Below are 17,950 nucleotides of genomic sequence, written 5' to 3' on the forward strand. Positions count from 1 at the left end.
AACGCCGACCGGTGTCCGTGACTCCATCCCCCTCCGGGGTCGCGAACCGGTCGGCGTTGTCCGTTCACCACCGCCCCGCCTGTGGCATGTACCGCCACTGAGCGGGCGCCAGGTGCGCCGACGCGGGCGTGTGGTCGTTCATGCCAGGCGTCGGGGGCCGGTGTCGAAGCGGGTGGGTTGGGGGCCGATGCGGGCGCGGGCGTAGATGATCTCGGCCGAGCCGGGGGAAGCCAGGACGGGGTCGCAGGACAGTTCGCGCATCTGGGGGATGTCGTCGAAGAGGGCCGAAATGCGTTGGGCCAGTTCGATGAGCGCCGCCTTGTCGACACCCGGTCCCGCTGGGCCGGGCGAGAGCAGTGGTGCGGCGCGAGGCGCGTCGATCAGGGCGGCGGCCTCGTCGGCGGTCAGCGGTAGTGCGCGGTAGGCGCGGTCGCCGAGCAGGTCCATGATCATGCCGGACAGGCCGAACTCGATGACCGAGCCGAACGACGGGTCGTCGGTGACGCTCAGCACGCATCCGACGCCCTTGGTGGCCATCTTCTGCACGTGCAGCAGGGGATCGCCGCAGATCGCGACGAGATCGGTGTACGCCTGACGGACCGCGTCGGGCCCCCACAGATCCAATCGCACCCCGATCAGATCTGGCCTGCGCCGCCACAGCTCACCGGTGGCCTTCGCGGCGACCGGGTAGCCCAGTTCCTCGGCTGCGGCCACCGCCTGCTCCGCGTCACGCACCGCCCGGAAGTCGACGATGTCGATGCCGTAGCACTCGAGCAACCGCACCGCCTCGTCATCGGTGAGCCACCGTCCCGACGACCCGGCCGACCACTGCTCCACCAGCGCCGTCGCCGCGGCGGTATCGATGCCGGGAGGACGAACCACCGGTGAGACGGGCCGATCCCGCCAGCGCGCGTAGCGATCGACTCTGGCGAGCGCACGGGCGGCACGTTCCGGATCGGGATACGACGGGATGGACCCTCGTCCCGGCGCACCTCCGGTCGACCGCACGGCGAGCAGATCGGGAATTCCGGATTCCGCCACGAAGGTGGTGAGCACCGGTTTGTCCCGGTCGGGTGCGGCGGCCGCAGCCGCACGCAACGCATCCGCGAACCCACCCATATGCACCGGCACCGGCGGCGCGACAACCACGATCACCGCATCGACTTCCTCACTGCGCAGAGCCGCCAGCACGGCCTCCCGGTAGTCGGCAGGGGTCGCCTCGGGCCCGAGATCCACCGGCCCGTCAGCCGTCACACCCCCGACGTCGCCATCTGGACTGCCTGGTCCGCGTTCGGTCGGCCGGGCTCCGGGGCCGCGGTCGACGGCTGTGGGCGGGCGGTGGATACGCAGGCCCTCGCTGGTGGCCGCGTCGATGGCCAGCCAGTTCAGGGCAGCGCTGTTGCCGACCACCGCAACCCGTGGTCCGCGCGGCAACGGCTGACACGCCAGCAGTGCGGCGCAGTCGAACAGTTCGGAGATGGAGTCCACCTGGATAATCCCGGCCTGGGCGAACAGGTCACGTACCACTGTGCGATCCATATCGGCGCCGGCGGCCAGCCTGCCGCTGCTCACGGCCACGATCGGTTTGCCGCGCGCCACCCGCCGCGCGAGCCGGGAGAACTTGCGCGGATTACCGAAACTCTCCAGGTAGAGCAGGATCACCTCGGTATCGGCGGCGGTGTCCCAGTACTGCAGCAGGTCGTTGCCCGACACATCGGCGCGGTTGCCCGCCGACACGAACGTCGACACCCCGAGATTGCGGGTGGCGGCCTCGGCGAGAATGGCGGCGCCGAGGGGGCCGGACTGACAGAAGAACCCGATCCGCCCACGCTGCGGCAGGACCGGGGCGAGGGTGGCATTGAGCCCTACGGCCGGGTCGGTGTTGGCGATGCCGAGCGCGCTCGGTCCGACGACCCGCATCCCGTGCCCCCGGGCGGCGGCGACCAGGTCCTGTTCGGCAGCCAACCCGGCGGGCCCGGTCTCCCCGAAACCGGCGGTGAGCACGATCAAGCCTTTGACGCCCTTGGCCATGCAGTCGTCGAGCACCGATCCGATCGCGGCGGGCGGCACCGCGACGACGGCGAGGTCGACCTCGTCGGGAATCTCGCGGACGGTGGCGTAGGCGCGCACCCCGCGCACCGACCGGCGGTGCGGATTCACCGGGAACACCGGGCCGGCGAATCCCCCGGCGAGCAGGTTGGCCAGTACGGCACCGCCGACCCGTGTGCTCTCCGGCGACGCGCCGATCACCGCCACCGAACCGGGTGCGAGCAGATTGCCCACGCTGCGCGCCTCCGACGCCGCCTCCCTGGCGTCCCGGACGGTGCGCAGGGCCTCGGTGGGGTCGATCGCGAACTCCAGGTGCACCTCGGAGCCGTCGCGGCTGCGCTGCAACTGGTAGCCGGCGTCACGGAACACCGTGATCATGGCCTCGTTCTCGGCCAGCACCTCGGCGGTGAAGGTCTCCACCTCGTTCTCGGCGGCGGCACCAGCGAGGTGCTCGAGCAGGATCGACCCGAGTCCGCGCCCCTGGTGTTCGTCGGCGACGACGAACGCCACCTCGGCCGCGCGCGGTCCCGGCCGGTCGAGCAGTTCGTAGCGGGCCACCGCGATGATCGCGGTACCGAGCACCGCGACCAACCCCACCCGGTCGTGATAGTCGACATGGGTGGTGCGGTACATGTCCTTCGGCGAGATTCTCGGGTAGGGACCGAAATAGCGCAGGTAGCGGGTGCGATCCGAGAGCCGGGCGTGGAAATCCGCGAGCGCGTCGGCATCGGCGGGCACGATCGGGCGGATCCGCACCACCCCGCCGTCGGCCGCCAGCACATCACCGAACAGCTGCGGCGGCGGCTCGGGCGGGTTCGCGGGCGTATCGGGAGTGTCGGGCAGCAGTGGTTCAGTCACGGGGATCCTCCGGGTCGAGACCGAGCAGCGAGAAACTGGCCCGTCGGGTGGCCGAGATGGCGGTGTCGACAGCGCGCTGGGCTCGGACCTCGTCGGCGTCACCGATCTCGGGGGTGCCGCCCGGCCCGTCCCACGGGCGGTAGGTCGAGTCGCCACCGTCGCTCATCGTCGTCGGCGGGGTGATCCGCGGCGCCGACGCGATTACCTGCTCGCGCCAGCTCTCGGGAATCGGAGTGTCCGGCGCCAAGGGGCGATCCAGCGCGGCCGCGAGCAGGTGCGTCCAGGCCCGTGGGACCACCCGCACCACCCCGTAGCCACCGCCACCGAGCGCGAGCCATCTGCCCTCGGCGTGGCGGTCGGCCAGCTCACGCATGGCGAGGAACGCCGCGCGCTGACCGTCGACGGTCAGTTCCAGATCGGCGAGCGGGTCCTCGCGGTGGGTGTCCACCCCGCACTGGCTCACGATGATCTGCGGCCGGAACGCGGCGATCGCACCGGGCACCACCGCGTGAAAACCGCGCAGCCACTGCGCGTCCCGGGTGCCGGGCAGCAACGGCAGGTTGATCGAGGTGCCCTCGGCGCTGCCGAGCCCGGTCTCCTCCGGCCACCCCGTATTGGGCCACAGCGTGGCCGGATGCTGGTGCAGCGAGACCGTGAGCACCCGTGGATCGGCGTAGAAGGCGCGTTGCACACCGTCGCCGTGATGGACATCGACATCCACATACGCGATCCGGTCGAATCCGTTGTCCAGCAACCAGGAGATCGCGATCGCGGCGTCGTTGTAGATGCAGAACCCCGCCGCCGAATCCGGCATGGCGTGGTGCATGCCCCCGCCGATGCTCACCGCGCGCCGGGTACGCCCGGCCGCGATCTCCCGCGCCGCGGCCAGCGTGCCGCCGACGATCACCGAAGCCGCCTCGTGCATGTGCGGGAAGACCGGGTTGTCGGCGGTGCCCAGGCCGTAGAGGGTGTCCTCCGGGGTGGCAGGTCCCGCACCGGCTCGGCGAACCGCCTGGATATAGGCATTGCTGTGCACCCGCATCAACTCGCCCTGGGTAGCCTCGGCAGGCGCGAGTGGTTCGATACCGTCGAGCAGGCCGAGACTTTCGGCCAGCGACATGGTGAACCGCAGGCGCGCCGGTTTCATCGGATGTTCGGGGCTCCAGGTGTAGCCGAGGAATCGCTCGGTCCATACGAGGGTTCCCGGCTCTCGGCTCGGTGGCACAGTGACCATGCTCGCCACGCTAGCCGGAAGCAGCGGGCCCCGTGAGACGTTGACATGCAGTAGAAATAGGGCCGCCGGTCCAGCGCACGGACCGGCGTTCGCCCGTGGGTAGAATCGTGCCGACGAAGGGGTTATCAGGTGAAAGATCTGGTCGACACCACGGAGATGTACCTCCGTACCATCTACGACCTCGAGGAAGAGGGCGTGGTGCCCTTGCGGGCACGAATCGCCGAGCGGCTCGAGCAGAGTGGTCCGACGGTGAGCCAGACTGTCGCGCGGATGGAACGCGACGGCCTGCTGCTCGTCGCGGGTGACCGCCATCTCGAGCTGACCGACAAGGGTCGCTCGATGGCGGTCGCGGTGATGCGCAAGCACCGGCTCGCCGAGCGGTTGCTGGTCGACATCATCGGGCTGGACTGGCAGAACGTGCACGCCGAGGCGTGTCGCTGGGAGCACGTGATGAGCGAGGAGGTGGAGCGGCGCCTGATCGAGGTGCTCAACCACCCGACCACTTCGCCCTACGGCAACCCCATCCCCGGCCTCGACGAACTCGGCCTCGCCGACCCGCCGCCGGTGGAGGAGAAGCTCATCCGCCTCTCGGATCTGCCCAACGGCGCGCTGCACGCGGTGGTCGTGCGCAGGCTCGCCGAGCACATCCAGACCGACCCCGAGGTCATCGGCCGGTTGCGCGAGGCCGGTGTCGTTCCCGACGCGCGCGTCACCGTGGAGACCAAGCCGGGTGCGGTGCTGATCACGGTTCCGGGGCACCACGGTTTCGAATTGTCCGAGGAGATGGCGCACGCCGTCCAGGTGAGGCTGGTCTGATTCGTGAAACTTCTGGTCACCGGCGGCGCCGGCTATGTGGGCGGCGTGTGCGCCGCTGTGTTGCTCGAGCAGGGCAACGAGGTGGTCGTCGTCGACGACCTGTCGACCGGTAACGCCGACGGCGTCCCGGCGGGCGCGCGATTCGTCGAAGGCGATATCGCCGAGGCCGCCCCGGCCCTGCTGCGCGCCGAATCCTTCGACGGTGTCCTGCATTTCGCCGCCCAGTCGTTGGTGGGCGAGTCGGTGGAGCAGCCGGCCAAGTACTGGCACGGCAACGTGGCCAAGACGCTGACCCTGCTCGACGCGATGCGCGAGACCGGCACCGGGCGCCTGGTGTTCTCCTCGACGGCGGCGGTCTACGGCGAGCCCGAACAGGTGCCGATCACCGAGGACTCGCCCACCCGCCCGACCAACCCCTACGGCGCGAGCAAACTGGCGATCGACCACGCCATCACCTCCTACGCGGTGGCCTACGGGCTGGCCGCGACGAGCCTGCGTTACTTCAATGTGGCGGGCGCCTACGCCGGGCTCGGCGAAAACCGTGTGGTGGAAACCCATCTGATCCCCCTCGTGCTGCAGGTGGCGCTCGGTCACCGCAAGGCGATCTCGGTGTACGGCACCGACTGGCCCACACCCGACGGCACCTGCGTGCGCGACTACATCCACATCCGTGATCTGGCGCAGGCGCATCTGCTCGCGCTGTCGTCTTCGCAGCCGGGCAGTCACCGCGTTCTCAACCTCGGTTCCGGCACCGGTTTCTCGGTGCGCGAGGTGATCTCGGCGTGCGAGCGGGTGACCGGTCTGCCCATCGAGGCCATCGACGCGCCCCGCCGCGCGGGCGACCCGGCCGTCCTGATCGCCTCGAGCGAGAAGGCGATCGCCGAGCTGGGCTGGACGCCCGAGCACAACGACATCGACGAGATCGTCACCGACGCCTGGGAATTCCTGCGTTCGCTCGGCGACAAGGCGCACAGCGCCCGCTGACCCGGCCGACCGGTGCGGCCCGCTCACGGCCGCACCGGCCCCAGGTCGACCCCGAGATCGGCGGCGATCTGGCGTCCGCAGTCGGCCAGCGTGCGCAACCGTTCGGGCCGAAGACCCGACTGCAGCGACGTTTCCAGCAGTACCGCCATCGGATGGTCACCGTCGGCATCCACGGCGGCGGCCAGCGCGATGCCCGCGAACGGTCCGTCGCCGCGCACGTAGGCACTGAAGCCGAGCAGTGCGGCGGCCTCGGCGCGGTCGCCCGCCGGGGTTGCCCTGGCCAGCTGGGCCCACAACCCTTCCGCCGCTTCGGCATGGTCGGTGACGGCCAGCCCGTAGAGCGCGTCCCGAACCGCCCGATCACGCAAAGTGGCGGCCAGCCTGGCGAATTCGCGATCGGCGCGTGGCAACCCCGAGGTGGCGTCGGCGATCTGCCACAGCACCCACTCCAGCGCACGACGCTGAAACACCGCACCCTCCCCCACCCGTTCGGCCGTCGCGAGCCCGCCACGGTAGCGGGCGACGGCCGGTGCGAGCTTGCGCCGAACCCGCGCGCACAACTGTTCGTCGGGTTCGACCAGCGCCGTGAGTTCGCCCCGGGAGCGCCGTATCTGCCTGCCGTCGAGCACATGTGACAGCGAGACCATCGAGGAGTCCGGGTCGGCGACCAACCCGCCGCCGGTCCCGAGCAGACTGCGGTATCGCGCGCCCGCGGCGACGGCACGCACCGCCCAGGCCCCACGCACCTCGATCCCCTGCGCACCGATCGCGGCGAGCAGCGCGTGGCCGCGCGCGGCGGTGGACGAGAAGGATCGCTGCCGGTCGTCGATGAAGACGGCGAACACCCCACTCGCCTGTTCACGCACGCAGATCGACCCGAGACACCCGAGAAAATGCTCGTAGTGGTCGGGATCGGTGACGGCGTCGAGGTCGAAGCGCACCACCGCGTCGATCGCGGCGGCCGCCGTGGGGTGCGGGTGCAGGACGGCGACGACGAGGGAGCGTTCGGGTACGAAACCGAGCATCGCCGGGAGCGCGGCGATGAGATCGCCGGGCTCGTCGACGCGGACGGCGGGGGTGGGCAGATCCCGGTAACCGGGGCCTGTCTCGGCACAGGTGAGCGCCCGGGGAAAGGGGCCGGTGCGGTTGGCCCGCCGGGTCGGGTTGGTCGAAGATGTCATGGCTCGAGCGTCCTCGCCCGCCGTCCGGGCATCGCTGGCGCGACCTGGGCTTATCGCCGCCCTGTGCACAGCGGCGAACCTGTGCACAACCACCGCGGGCGCGGGTCGGGGCGCACCGGAAATGTCGGTGCCGCGTGGTAACGGCCGATCAGCGCGTGCGTACGGAGTGCACGGCCGTAGCGAACAGCTCGTCGACGGCGGCTTTGTCCGGTTCGCCCGCGCCGAAGGTCATCGAGGTCACGGTGATCCGGATGTCGCCGACGCGCCCGACCGAGGTGTACATGGTCTGTGTCAGACCGGCCCCACCGACATCCGGAATCACGCTGCGCCGCAAGGTCATCGCCTCGTCGGCGCCGGCCGGTACGTGCGCGGAGACCTCCGTGGTGACGGTCGACCCCGCTCCCGCCCGGCTCACCCGGATCTGTTCGCAGGCCCGCAACCGGTCACGCACCCGCGCGAGCAGTTCGGTGGTCCGCGACAGTTCGACGGTGAGACTGGCCCGGCTCGCCTCGTCGGTCCCCACCGCCACCGCGGGCGGTTCGGCACCGGGCTCGGACTCCGGCGGCGTGCATTCGACCGGGCTCACGGTCGCACCCATCCCGACGCCGTCCAGATCCCCCGCCGCGGCCGAGGCGGCCTGCGGCGTGAGCACGACCGCCGGATAGGCGGACGGGAACTCGTGTGGGCCGGGCAGCAGATCGGCGGGAGCGGCCTCGACATGGTGCATCGAGGTGGCGCTCTCGGCGACCGGGATGCCGCTCACCGCCTCGGCACACCCGGTCAGCGCCCCCGCCATCAGCACGGCACAGGCCATGACTCGCCGACGACCAGCCGTCGTCGGAACGGCCCTGCTGAGCGAGGTGCGCGCCACGTTCACACCTTTCACTGTGCCCCACCGGACCGAGCGGTCGCCGCGCGCCACGCCGGAGGGAATGCCGGGGCGCGTGCGGCTGTTGGAAGCAGGACGAGCCGTCCTCCGGCCGTGTGCGTCGGTCGTGCTCGCATGGGGGACAATGGACGAGCCTCCCCCGCCGCGAGCGTTGGTGGACCGCGCAGGAAGGAGAAACGCGATGGATGACCAGTCGCATATGTACGAACTGGAGTTTCCGGCACCGCAGTTGTCCGCGGACGACGGCGCCGGTCCCGTGCTGGTGCACGGGCTGGAAGGTTTCACCGACGCCGGCCACGCGGTGCGCCTGGCAACGACGCACCTGCGCGAGAGCCTGGAATCGGAACTGGTCGCGTCGTTCGACGTGGACGAGCTGCTCGACTACCGGTCGCGCCGTCCCCTGATGACGTTCAAGACCGATCATTTCGCCGATTACGCCGAGCCCGAACTGAACCTGTGGGCGTTGCGCGACACGGCGGGCACCCCGTTCCTGCTGCTGGCCGGTCTCGAGCCGGATCTGCGCTGGGAGAAGTTCACCACCGCCGTGCGGCTGCTGGCCGAACAGCTCGGTGTGCGCCGCACGATCGGCCTGTCGGCGATTCCGATGGCGATCCCGCACACCCGCCCGCTCGGTGTCACCGCGCATTCCTCGGACCGGTCGCTGCTCGGAGAGCATCAGCGCTGGCCGGGTGAGCTGCAGGTGCCCGGCAGCGCGTCGTCGCTGCTCGAGTTCCGGATGGCCCAGCACGGCCACGAATCGCTCGGGTTCTCCGTGCACGTGCCGCACTACCTGGCCCAGACCGACTACCCCGAGGCCGCCCAGACCCTGCTCGAGAGCGTCGCCGACAACACCGGTCTCGAGCTGCCGCTCGCCGCACTCGGCGAGGCGGCCGCGCGGGTGCGCGAACAGGTCGCCGAGCACATCGCGGGCAACGAAGAGGTCGAGACGGTCGTCGCGGCGCTGGAACGCCAGTACGACAGCTTCGTCACCGCCCAGGAACGCCAGTCCAGCCTGCTGGCCGGCGACGGCGAGCTGCCGAGCGGCGAGGAGCTCGGCGCCGAGTTCGAGCGTTTCCTGGCCGAGCAGGGCGGCTACGACGACACCGGACGGGACTGACGCACGGTCGCACCGCACCCGACCACTAGGGTGGTCGGAGTGGATCTGACCGACCTGCTCGAAATTCCCGGTACCGACGCCGACGCGCTCTACGAGTCGTTCGCGCTGTGGGCCGCCGAGCAGGGCACCACCCTGTATCCGGCGCAAGACGAGGCGCTGATGGAGCTGGCGTCGGGGTCCAATGTCATTCTGGCGACCCCGACCGGTTCCGGTAAGTCCTTGGTCGCGGTCGGCGCGCACCTGTTCGCCATGGCCAACGGGCAGCGCAGCTACTACACCGCACCCATCAAGGCACTGGTGAGCGAGAAGTTCTTCGCGCTGTGCGAGGTGTTCGGCGCCGAGAACGTCGGCATGGTCACCGGTGACGCGGCCGTGAACGCCGACGCGCCGATCATCTGCGCCACCGCCGAGATCCTGGCGAATCTGGCGCTGCGCGAGGGCGCCGCCGCCGACGTGGGTCAGGTGGTGATGGACGAGTTCCATTTCTACGCCGATCCGGACCGTGGCTGGGCCTGGCAGGTGCCGATCATCGAACTGCCCCGCGCCCAATTCCTCTTGATGTCGGCCACGTTGGGTGAGGTGGATTTCTTCGCCACCGACCTCGAGCAGCGCACCGGCAGGCCGACCGCCGTGGTGGCGGGCACCGAACGCCCGGTGCCGCTGACGTTCTCGTACGTGCGCACCCCCATCACCGAAACCCTCGAGGAACTGGTCACCACCCACCAGGCCCCGGTGTACGTCGTCCACTTCACCCAGGCCGCCGCCCTGGAACGCGCGCAGGCGCTGACCAGTGTGAACTTCGCCTCCCGCGCCGAGAAGGACGCCATCGCCGCCGCGATCGGCGACTTCCGGTTCGCCTCCGGTTTCGGCAAGACCCTCTCGCGGCTGATCCGCCACGGTATCGGCGTGCACCACGCGGGCATGCTGCCCAAATACCGCAGGCTGGTGGAGAAACTCGCCCAGGAGGGCCTGCTGAAGGTGGTGTGCGGCACCGACACCCTCGGCGTCGGGATCAACGTGCCGATCCGCACCGTGCTGCTGACCGGACTGACCAAATACGACGGCGTGCGCACCCGCAGGCTCAAGGCCCGCGAGTTCCATCAGATCGCCGGACGCGCCGGCCGCGCCGGATTCGACACCATGGGCACCGTCGTCGTGCAGGCCCCCGAGCACGAGGTGGAGAACGCCCGCCTGATCGCCAAGGCGGGCGACGACCCGAAGAAGCAGCGAAAGGTGCAGCGCCGCAAGCCCCCCGAGGGGTTCGTGTCCTGGAGCGAGGAGACCTTCGACCGGTTGGTCGCCGCACAACCCGAACCGATGGTGTCACGTTTCGCGGTCACCAACTCGATGCTGCTCAATGTCATCGCCCGGCCGGGCAACTGCTTCTACGCCATGCGGCACCTGCTCGAGGACAACCACGAACCGCGCCCGGCCCAGCGCAAACACATCCTGCGCGCCATCCGCCTCTACCGTTCGCTGCGCGATGCCGGTGTGGTGCAACAACTCTCCGAGCCCGACGCCAAGGGCCGGATGGCCCGGCTCACCGTCGACCTGCAACGCGACTTCGCGCTCGATCAGCCGCTGTCGCCGTTCGCGCTCGCCGCGTTCGAGCTCCTCGACCGCGAAAGCCCCACCTACACACTCGATGTCGTGTCCCTGATCGAGGCGACGCTCGAGGATCCGCGGCAGCTGCTGATGGCCCAGCAGCACAAGGCGCGCGGCGCCGCCGTGGCCGAGATGAAGGCCGAGGGCATCGAATACGAGGAGCGCATGGAGCTGCTCGAGGAAGTGACCTGGCCCAAGCCGCTCGCCGAGCTGATCGAGCCCGCGTTCGAGACCTACCGCGCCGGGCACCCATGGGTGTCGGAGTTCGCGCCGTCACCGAAGTCGGTGGTGCGCGACATGATCGAGCGCGCGATGACCTTCGCCGAACTGATCTCCTTCTACGAGCTGACCCGCTCCGAAGGTGTGGTGCTGCGCTACCTGGCCGACGCCTACCGTGCGCTGCGCCGCACCGTGCCCGACGCGGCGCGCACCGAGGAACTCGACGACCTCACCGAATGGCTCGGCGAACTGATCCGCCAGGTCGATTCGAGCCTGCTCGACGAATGGGAACAGCTCACCAACCCCGGCGCCGAGATCGACACCGACCAGGTCGCCTTCGGCGCCGAACAGGTGCGCCCGATCTCGGCCAACGAACGCGCCTTCCGGATCATGGTGCGTAACGCCATGTTCCGCCGGGTGGAGCTGGCCTCGCGACAGCGCTGGTACGAGCTGGATCAGCTCGGGACGGGCCCCGACTGGGCCGAGGAGTTCGCGCCCTATTTCGAGGAGTACGAGTCCATCGGCACGGGCCCCGACGCACGCGGCCCGCAGCTGTTCCGGGTGGAGCAGCGGCCCGGTTTCTGGCACGTGCGCCAGGTGATCGACGACCCGGCGGGCGACCATGGGTGGGCGCTGACGGCGATCGTGGATCTCGAGGAGTCCGACGCCGCGGGCGAGGTGGTGTTCGACGAGGTCACGGTAGCGCCGGGCTGAGTCATACCCGATCGATATGACCAATATGACGAATGTTTGACGGATTCGTTGTTGGGTAGGCGCCGCTGATAGTCTCTCCCGGCCGCCGACCGAAAGTTCAACTATGCCCGAATCCCCGTACCTTGTCATCTACCCCGAGCGGGTACGTGCCAATTACCGAACCCTCGCCGCCGCCGTCTCGGCGCAGCGCGAGCAGGGCACCCGGATCAGGTACGCGGTGAAAGCGGCTCCCGTCGACGAGTTGCTGAGCCTGCTCGACGCCGAGGGCGCCGAGTTCGACGTCGCCAGTGTCGGTGAGATCGATCAGTGCGTGCGCCTCGGCATCGCGGCGGACAAGCTCTGCTACGGCAATCCGATCAAGAAGGCCGCCCACATCGCCTACGCCCACGCCGCCGGTGTGCGCCGGTTCGCCTTCGACACCGAGGACGATCTCGAGCGCATCGCCGAGCACGCGCCCGGCGCGGAGGTGGAGTGCCGGTTCCTGTCCTCGGCACCGGAGTCGCGCACCCCGTTCGGCACCAAGTTCGGGTGCGCACCCGGCGAGGCCCTGCGGTTGCTCGTACGGGCGCGCGATCTGGGTCTGCGGGTCGGTGGCCCGTACTTCCATGTGGGCTCCCAGCAGCTCGATCCGGCCGCCTGGCGGATCGGTATCGAGCAGGCCGGTGAGATCGTGAAGGCCTTGGCGGACAAGGACATTCATGTCGCCGCGGTGAACATCGGCGGCGGCCTGCCCATCTCCTATGCCGAATCGGCGCCCGAACCGGGTGCGATCGCGGCCGCCGCGGCGCAGGCCGCGGCCGAATTCCTGCCCGCGTCGGTCGAGCTGATCGTGGAACCGGGGCGTGCCCTGGTCGGTAACGCGGGCACCATCCACGCCGAGGTCGTCGGCGTGCGTTTCGCGCCGGACGGGCGGCGCTGGGTGTATCTCGACATCGGCCGATACAACGGTATGGCCGAGACGGAGAACGAGTACATCGCCTACCGTTTCGTCACCGATCGCGACGGCGATCCGGTGGGCGAGGCGGTGGTCGCGGGTCCGACCTGCGACGGCGACGATGTACTGTATCAACGCACGAAGGTCCTTCTGCCGACCACGTTGCGAGCCGGTGATCAGATCCAGATTCTCGACACCGGCGCCTATACCGCGAGTTATTCGTCGGTGTCCTTCAATGGTTTTCCGCCCTTGACCGTTCATGTCTCGGGCGCTGAGCGAGAGTGAGTTTGCCCATGACGGCGGAATTCACCGGCTGGCATGTGCTGGCCGAGTTCGGTGGTGTCGACACAGACCTGTGCGACGATCTCGAACGACTCGAATCGGCGTTGCGTGAGTCTCTGATCGCGGCGGGCGTCACCATCTGCGATGTCGTTCACAAAAAGTTCGAACCGCAGGGGGTGACCGTCCTCGCGCTGTTGTCGGAGTCCCACGCCTCGATTCACACCTATCCGGAGTCCGGCGAGATCTTCGTCGACGTCTTCACCTGCGGCAGCATCGGTGCGGGCGCGACGAAGGCCGTGGAACTTCTGCGAGACAAGTTGTCTCCCAAGGAAGTTCGCATGAAGGTCGTCCAGCGCGGCCACGGCGCCGAGAAGATCTACGAACCGGTGGGCGACGGCCTGACCCGGATCTGGGATCTGCACGAGGTGATCGTCGACACCAACACCCCGTACCAGCACATGGTGATCGCGCGGACCGATCAGGGCATCTCCCTGTTCTCCGACGACGACCGCCAGTCCACCGAGTTCTCCCAGGTCACCTACCACGAGGCCATGATGGTCCCGGCGTTCGTGCTGGCGGAGAAGCTGGACCGGGTGCTCATCATCGGTTCCGGTGAGGGTGTGGCCTCGCAGATGTCGGTGGCGGCCGGGGCGACCCACGTCGACCACGTCGACATCGACCAGCGTGAGGTCGAGCTGTGCGCCCGCCACCTGCCTTACGGGTACACCCCGGAGGAACTGGCCGCCGCCGTGCGCGGCGAGGGTCCGGTGCACGTGCACTACGCCGACGGCTGGGACTTCCTGGCCAAGGCGCAGGAGGCGGGCACCCGCTACGACGTGATCGTCATCGATCTGCCCGACGAGCGCGTCGAGGACGCCCAGCACAACCGCCTCTACGAGTCGGAGTTCCTGTCGCGATGTAAGGCACTGCTCGCGCCCGGCGGTGTGCTGTCGGCCCAGGCCGGCTGCGCGACCATGTGGCGCAACGAGACCCTCAAGCGGTCGTGGGGACGGTTCCACGAGCAGTTCGCCACCGTGGTGCCCTACGGCAGCGACGAGCACGAGTGGACCTTCCTGTTCGGCCTGAACGAGAAGATCGAGGACCCGGTGCGCGGCATGACCGATCGCCTGGCCCTGCTCCCCTACAAGGCCGAGACCATCGATGCCCGTGCTCTCGAGCGCGGTGCGATCGAGCCGTACGCCTTGCGTCGCTGAGCTGGGCTCGAGACACCGAAGGCGGTGATCCGGTTCGTCCGGGTCACCGCCTTCGTCGTTGTCCACCGCGGCGAATACCGCGATTCCGGTGCGGGTGGGCGCCCGTTGTCGGCACTATGCGAAGAGCGAAGCGCCGAGGGAGAAGCGAGTCCGCCCATGACACCGACACCACTGTCCGCCCACGGTCTGATGCCGGTGGGCAGGCCCGCCGACCACCGGCCCCGGCTGGACCGGTTGTCCGCGGCGGGGCTCGCGACGTTCGGCGCGCGGTTCGCCGCGGCGCCGGAGCCGACAGCCGCGGATTTCGCACGGCTCGACGGTGATGTGTCGATGCGGTCGTTTCCCGGGTCCGGTGAGCGGGTGCTCGCTCCGCTGATGGCCCGGCCGTCGTACTTCTGGGTGGGCAAGTCGTTGCGGCACGTCGGTGATGGGGTCGCCGTGGGACACAATGTCTTTCGATTGCTCGGTGGGTTGCGGGCCCTGAATTTCGTGGCGACGGTCGGCGATTCCGTGCTCGACGGCCGGTCGGCGGTGCTGTTCGACTACGACGACCCACGCGTGGGTTCGCGCAGGCCTGCCCGGCGGATCTACGACGAACTGCGCGAGATCGAACCGGATCTGTGGCTCGGCCCCAGCTACTTCTCGACTCGGTCGCGGCGAATCCCGATGGGGTGGTTCGCACTCGACGCCTCGGTGCCGTTCGCCGGTCCGGCCTGACCGAGGAGCCGAGGCGCGGGATCCGCGTTCGGCTCGCCCGGTGTCACTCAGCCCCGCGCCGCGCGTTGCGCACGGTACTCGGCGACGTTCACCCCGGCCACACCCCAATCCGTCAGCGCCACTTCGTCGATCACGACATAGGTACTGTCGGGCGCCTTGCCGAGCACGTCGAAGAGCAGATCGGTGACGCCCTTGATGAGCTGTGACTTCTGCTCCGGGGTGACGTTTTCGTCGGTGACCTTGATATTCACATACGGCATGTGCGTGTTCCTTTCCTGACGGGTGCAGCGGAAGAGCCCGGGAGCGTGCTGCTGCGTGCGCGAACCCGTTGCCGGAGAGCCGATCCCGTGAGATTCAGGCCGACCGACCGGCCACGAAGCCGCCGTCGACCGGCAGGATATGACCGGTGACGAACTCGGCGTCGGCCAGATACAGCACCGCCGCGGTGGTGTCGGCGACCTCACCGATGCGGTCGAGCAGCGCCAGCGAGGCCGCGGCCCGCTCGTCGCCGTCACCGAAGAGCGGCGTGCGGATGATGCCGGGAGCCACCGCGTTCACCCGGATGCCCGCGGGCGCGAGTTCGGCGGCCAGGCTGGTGGTCAGCGCGTGCACGCCACCCTTGCTGACCAGTGCGGCCGAGGCCGGTAGTCCGGTCATCGCGTGGTCGATGAGCACCGTGCCGATATTGACGATGCTGCCGCCTTCGCCTTGGGCGAGCAGTTGGCGCACAACGGCTTGCGTGGTGAGGTAGGTGCCTTTGAGGTTGCCGTCGAGATAGCGGTCGAGCTCGGCCTCGGTGACGTCGACGAACGGTGTCGTCCCGAAGACGCCCGCGCTGTTGATCAGCGTATCGACGCGGCCGAAGCGGTCCAGCGCGGTCCGTACATATGCCGCACCCGTTGCGGGTGAACCGATATCGCCGACCACGGTGGCCACCCGGCCCGGGGCGGCCAGGGCGGCGGCGACGTCGGCGAGCTTGGCCGCGTCGCGTCCGCCGAGCACGACCGCGTCCCCGCGATCGACGAAGGCGCGGGCGACATCGCGCCCGATTCCACTGGATGCGCCGGTGACGATGACCGTCTTGGCTGTCATCTACTGATCCTTTCGATATACGACCGGTCGTCTTGAAATGGCCGACCGGAAGAAGCCGTGCGGTGATGGGGTCGACTCAGGAGGTCACGGCCGGAAATAGTCGTCGAGCAGCCGCCGCAGGCACTTCTCGAGCGGGTCGATCGTGCGGTCGATCTTCATCCGGATCACCGCACCCTCCCAGGATTCCAGCAGGAGGTCGGCGAGGTCGACGGCGTCGATATCGGCCCGGACCGTGCCCTCGGCCTGCGCCGTCCGCAATGCGTCGGCCACCCCGTCCCGCCAGGACCCCCACGCGGCCGACAGTGCCGTGCGCAGCACCTCGCTGCCTTCCAGCTCGCCGCCGAGATTGCCGATGAGGCAGCCACCGGTGTACTCGGCGGCGACGAAATCGTCGATCAGGGTGGCGAAGAACCGGCGTAGACCGGAGAGGGCATCGGGCGCGCCCGCGAACGCGGTCGCCAGGTTGCGCTGCACGCACAGCGAGTGATGTTCGATCACCGCCCGGGCGAACGTTTCCTTGCTGTCGAAGTAGTTGTAGAACGACCCCTTGGGCACCCCGACCTTGTCGAGCACCTGTTTGATGCCGGTGCCGTGGTAGCCGTGGGACAGCAGATCGGCGGCGCCCTCTTCGATGAGGAGGGCTCGCGTGTCGTCGCTACGCCGTGGTCGTGCCATGCGACGAATATACGACCGGTCGTCTACTAACGCAACCCCGGCGTTCGCCTCATCCGCAGGTGCTCGCCTTACGCACCGACACAACCGATCTCAGTCGTCGACCCCGCGAGCGGCGAGGGCATCACCCATCGCGTCGGCAGTGCGCAAGGCACGGACCACGACCGGGGTGACGAGGGCGGTGGCGGACCAGGAGACGCCGCGGGCGCGGCGGGCTTCGGCGACGTCGTGGACGATGCTCGCCAGGAGTGGGACGCAGCGGATCGCCAGGGCCAGCAGCAAACCCACTCGTTCGGGATCGACACCGAGACGACGCAGCGGGGCGAGGGCGCGGGTGAGGGCGTCGAGCATGGCGGTGACGCGCGTGGTGACAGTGACCAGAGCGGCGAGGGCCACCGAGACGAGCAGGACGCCGCAGACGGCGATCGCGCGGGCCGGGGTGGTGGTGAACAGTTGGAACACGCCGATGATCACCGTCATCCAGAGCACCGGGCGGATCTGGGCCACGGCCACTCGCCAGGAGATGCGCGCCACGGCGAACAACAGGGCGACCGTCACCGCGGCGACCGCCACGGCGAGTGGCGTGCGGGCGAAGATCGTCATCGCGACGATGGCGAGAACCAGCAGGAGAAGTTTGAGACCCGCGGGCAGGCGGTGCACCAGCGAGTCACCGGGGCAGTACAGGCCGATCATTCGACCAGGCGCCGATATGCGCCGACGGCGTCGGCCGGGGCACCGTCGAAGGCGACAGCACCGTTGTCCAGCACCACGACTCGATCGAAACCGTCGAGCAGGGCGAGCTGGTGGGTCACCACGATCACCTGCTGGTCGAGGGAATTCAGGGCTTGGGACACAAGGCGGGCGTTGCGCAGGTCGAGCAGCGTGGTCGGTTCGTCGGCGACGATCACTTCAGGCTCGCGGATCAGCGCGGAGCCCAGCGCCAGCAACTGCTTCTGCCCACCGGAAAGCAGGTGCGCGGGATGATCGGCGTGCCCGGCGAGCCCGAACCGGTCGAGCATGCGCCGCACCCGTTCGGAGATCTCGGCTCTGCTCAGCCCGCTGCGCCGCAACGAGAAGGCCAGATCCTCACCGACCGTCGGCATCACGATCTGGGTGTCGGGATCGGTGAAAACGAACCCGACCTTGCGCCGCACCTGGGCGCCTTTGCGGGCGGCGTCGATCCCGTCGACGGTGACGGTGCCGGTGGCCGGCTTCAACAGGCCGTTGAGCATGCGGGCCAGCGTCGACTTCCCGGAACCGTTGGCGCCGATGAAACCGACCCGGCGTTCGGTGATGGTCAGGTCGATATCGCGCAGCACCACCCGGTCACCGAACCGGTGGCCGACCGAATCGACGACGATCTCACTCATCGG

General features: G+C 69.2%; 16 protein-coding genes. 7 read left to right on the plus strand and 9 right to left on the minus strand.

The features are described from left to right. Nucleotides 1-138: 138 nt before the first annotated feature. Together NCO8_RS03620 and NCO8_RS03625 are read right to left on the minus strand one after the other, a co-directional pair. The gene (locus NCO8_RS03620; RefSeq protein WP_067636268.1) at nucleotides 139-2,907 is read right to left on the minus strand and encodes a bifunctional acetate--CoA ligase family protein/GNAT family N-acetyltransferase; all 2,769 of its coding nucleotides are present in this window, start codon (nucleotides 2,905-2,907) and stop codon (nucleotides 139-141) included. After that, a complete protein-coding gene (locus tag NCO8_RS03625) occupies nucleotides 2,900-4,141 on the minus strand; it encodes an acetoin utilization protein AcuC (protein ID WP_067636269.1) in 1,242 nt (413 codons plus the stop codon). The genes NCO8_RS03620 and NCO8_RS03625 overlap by 8 nt, the downstream gene beginning before the upstream one ends. A gap of 129 nt (nucleotides 4,142-4,270) precedes the next feature. Between NCO8_RS03625 and NCO8_RS03630 the strand changes: the two genes are divergently transcribed. Together NCO8_RS03630 and galE are read left to right on the plus strand one after the other, a co-directional pair. Beyond that, nucleotides 4,271-4,957: an iron-dependent transcriptional repressor DtxR gene (locus tag NCO8_RS03630; RefSeq protein WP_067636271.1), complete on the plus strand. Its 687-nt coding sequence runs from the start codon at nucleotides 4,271-4,273 to the stop codon at nucleotides 4,955-4,957. A gap of 3 nt (nucleotides 4,958-4,960) precedes the next feature. Next, nucleotides 4,961-5,941: a UDP-glucose 4-epimerase GalE gene (gene galE, locus NCO8_RS03635; protein WP_067492813.1), complete on the plus strand. Its 981-nt coding sequence runs from the start codon at nucleotides 4,961-4,963 to the stop codon at nucleotides 5,939-5,941. A gap of 23 nt (nucleotides 5,942-5,964) precedes the next feature. Here the strand turns inward: galE and NCO8_RS03640 are convergent, their stop codons facing one another. Together NCO8_RS03640 and NCO8_RS03645 are read right to left on the minus strand one after the other, a co-directional pair. Continuing rightward, the gene (locus NCO8_RS03640; RefSeq protein WP_067636273.1) at nucleotides 5,965-7,122 is read right to left on the minus strand and encodes a DUF4192 domain-containing protein; all 1,158 of its coding nucleotides are present in this window, start codon (nucleotides 7,120-7,122) and stop codon (nucleotides 5,965-5,967) included. Nucleotides 7,123-7,270: 148 nt separating this feature from the next. After that, a complete protein-coding gene (locus NCO8_RS03645; protein WP_245655220.1) occupies nucleotides 7,271-7,993 on the minus strand; it encodes a sensor domain-containing protein in 723 nt (240 codons plus the stop codon). 199 nt (nucleotides 7,994-8,192) lie between these two features. On the opposite strand from NCO8_RS03645, the gene NCO8_RS03650 reads away from it, so the two are divergent. The 5 genes from NCO8_RS03650 to NCO8_RS03670 all read left to right on the plus strand — a co-directional run bounded on the left by NCO8_RS03650 (nucleotide 8,193) and on the right by NCO8_RS03670 (nucleotide 14,813). Further along, complete coding sequence (locus NCO8_RS03650) at nucleotides 8,193-9,128, plus strand: PAC2 family protein (protein WP_067492811.1); 936 nt, start codon at nucleotides 8,193-8,195, stop codon at nucleotides 9,126-9,128. Between the two features lie 39 nt (nucleotides 9,129-9,167). Beyond that, nucleotides 9,168-11,666, plus strand: a complete 2,499-nt coding sequence (locus tag NCO8_RS03655; RefSeq protein WP_067636276.1) for a DEAD/DEAH box helicase — start codon at nucleotides 9,168-9,170, stop codon at nucleotides 11,664-11,666. 103 nt (nucleotides 11,667-11,769) lie between these two features. Next, nucleotides 11,770-12,885: a type III PLP-dependent enzyme gene (locus NCO8_RS03660; RefSeq protein WP_067492807.1), complete on the plus strand. Its 1,116-nt coding sequence runs from the start codon at nucleotides 11,770-11,772 to the stop codon at nucleotides 12,883-12,885. A gap of 8 nt (nucleotides 12,886-12,893) precedes the next feature. After that, the gene (speD, locus tag NCO8_RS03665; protein WP_067493011.1) at nucleotides 12,894-14,096 is read left to right on the plus strand and encodes an adenosylmethionine decarboxylase; all 1,203 of its coding nucleotides are present in this window, start codon (nucleotides 12,894-12,896) and stop codon (nucleotides 14,094-14,096) included. A 156-nt stretch (nucleotides 14,097-14,252) separates the two neighbouring features. Beyond that, on the plus strand, nucleotides 14,253-14,813 hold the full coding sequence (locus NCO8_RS03670; RefSeq protein ID WP_157104756.1) for a hypothetical protein: 561 nt from the start codon (nucleotides 14,253-14,255) through the stop codon (nucleotides 14,811-14,813). Nucleotides 14,814-14,860: 47 nt separating this feature from the next. Here the strand turns inward: NCO8_RS03670 and NCO8_RS03675 are convergent, their stop codons facing one another. The 5 genes from NCO8_RS03675 to NCO8_RS03695 form a co-directional block, all read right to left on the minus strand. Next, entirely contained in the window at nucleotides 14,861-15,073 is a 213-nt protein-coding gene (locus tag NCO8_RS03675) for a tautomerase family protein (RefSeq protein ID WP_067636280.1), read from the minus strand. 94 nt (nucleotides 15,074-15,167) lie between these two features. Continuing rightward, entirely contained in the window at nucleotides 15,168-15,905 is a 738-nt protein-coding gene (locus NCO8_RS03680; protein WP_067636282.1) for an SDR family NAD(P)-dependent oxidoreductase, read from the minus strand. Between the two features lie 84 nt (nucleotides 15,906-15,989). Beyond that, a complete protein-coding gene (locus NCO8_RS03685; protein WP_067636284.1) occupies nucleotides 15,990-16,580 on the minus strand; it encodes a TetR/AcrR family transcriptional regulator in 591 nt (196 codons plus the stop codon). A gap of 90 nt (nucleotides 16,581-16,670) precedes the next feature. Beyond that, nucleotides 16,671-17,270, minus strand: a complete 600-nt coding sequence (locus NCO8_RS03690; RefSeq protein WP_067636286.1) for an energy-coupling factor transporter transmembrane component T family protein — start codon at nucleotides 17,268-17,270, stop codon at nucleotides 16,671-16,673. Continuing rightward, nucleotides 17,267-17,947 carry an energy-coupling factor ABC transporter ATP-binding protein gene (locus NCO8_RS03695; protein ID WP_067636288.1) on the minus strand — a complete coding sequence of 227 codons (681 nt, stop codon included), beginning with the start codon at nucleotides 17,945-17,947 and terminating at the stop codon, nucleotides 17,267-17,269. Before NCO8_RS03695 ends, NCO8_RS03690 begins: the two co-directional genes overlap by 4 nt. Between the last annotated feature and the right edge of the window lie 3 nt (nucleotides 17,948-17,950).

It is taken from the genome of Nocardia coubleae NBRC 108252, from assembly GCF_001612805.1.
Taxonomy (GTDB): Bacteria; Actinomycetota; Actinomycetes; order Mycobacteriales; family Mycobacteriaceae; genus Nocardia; species Nocardia coubleae.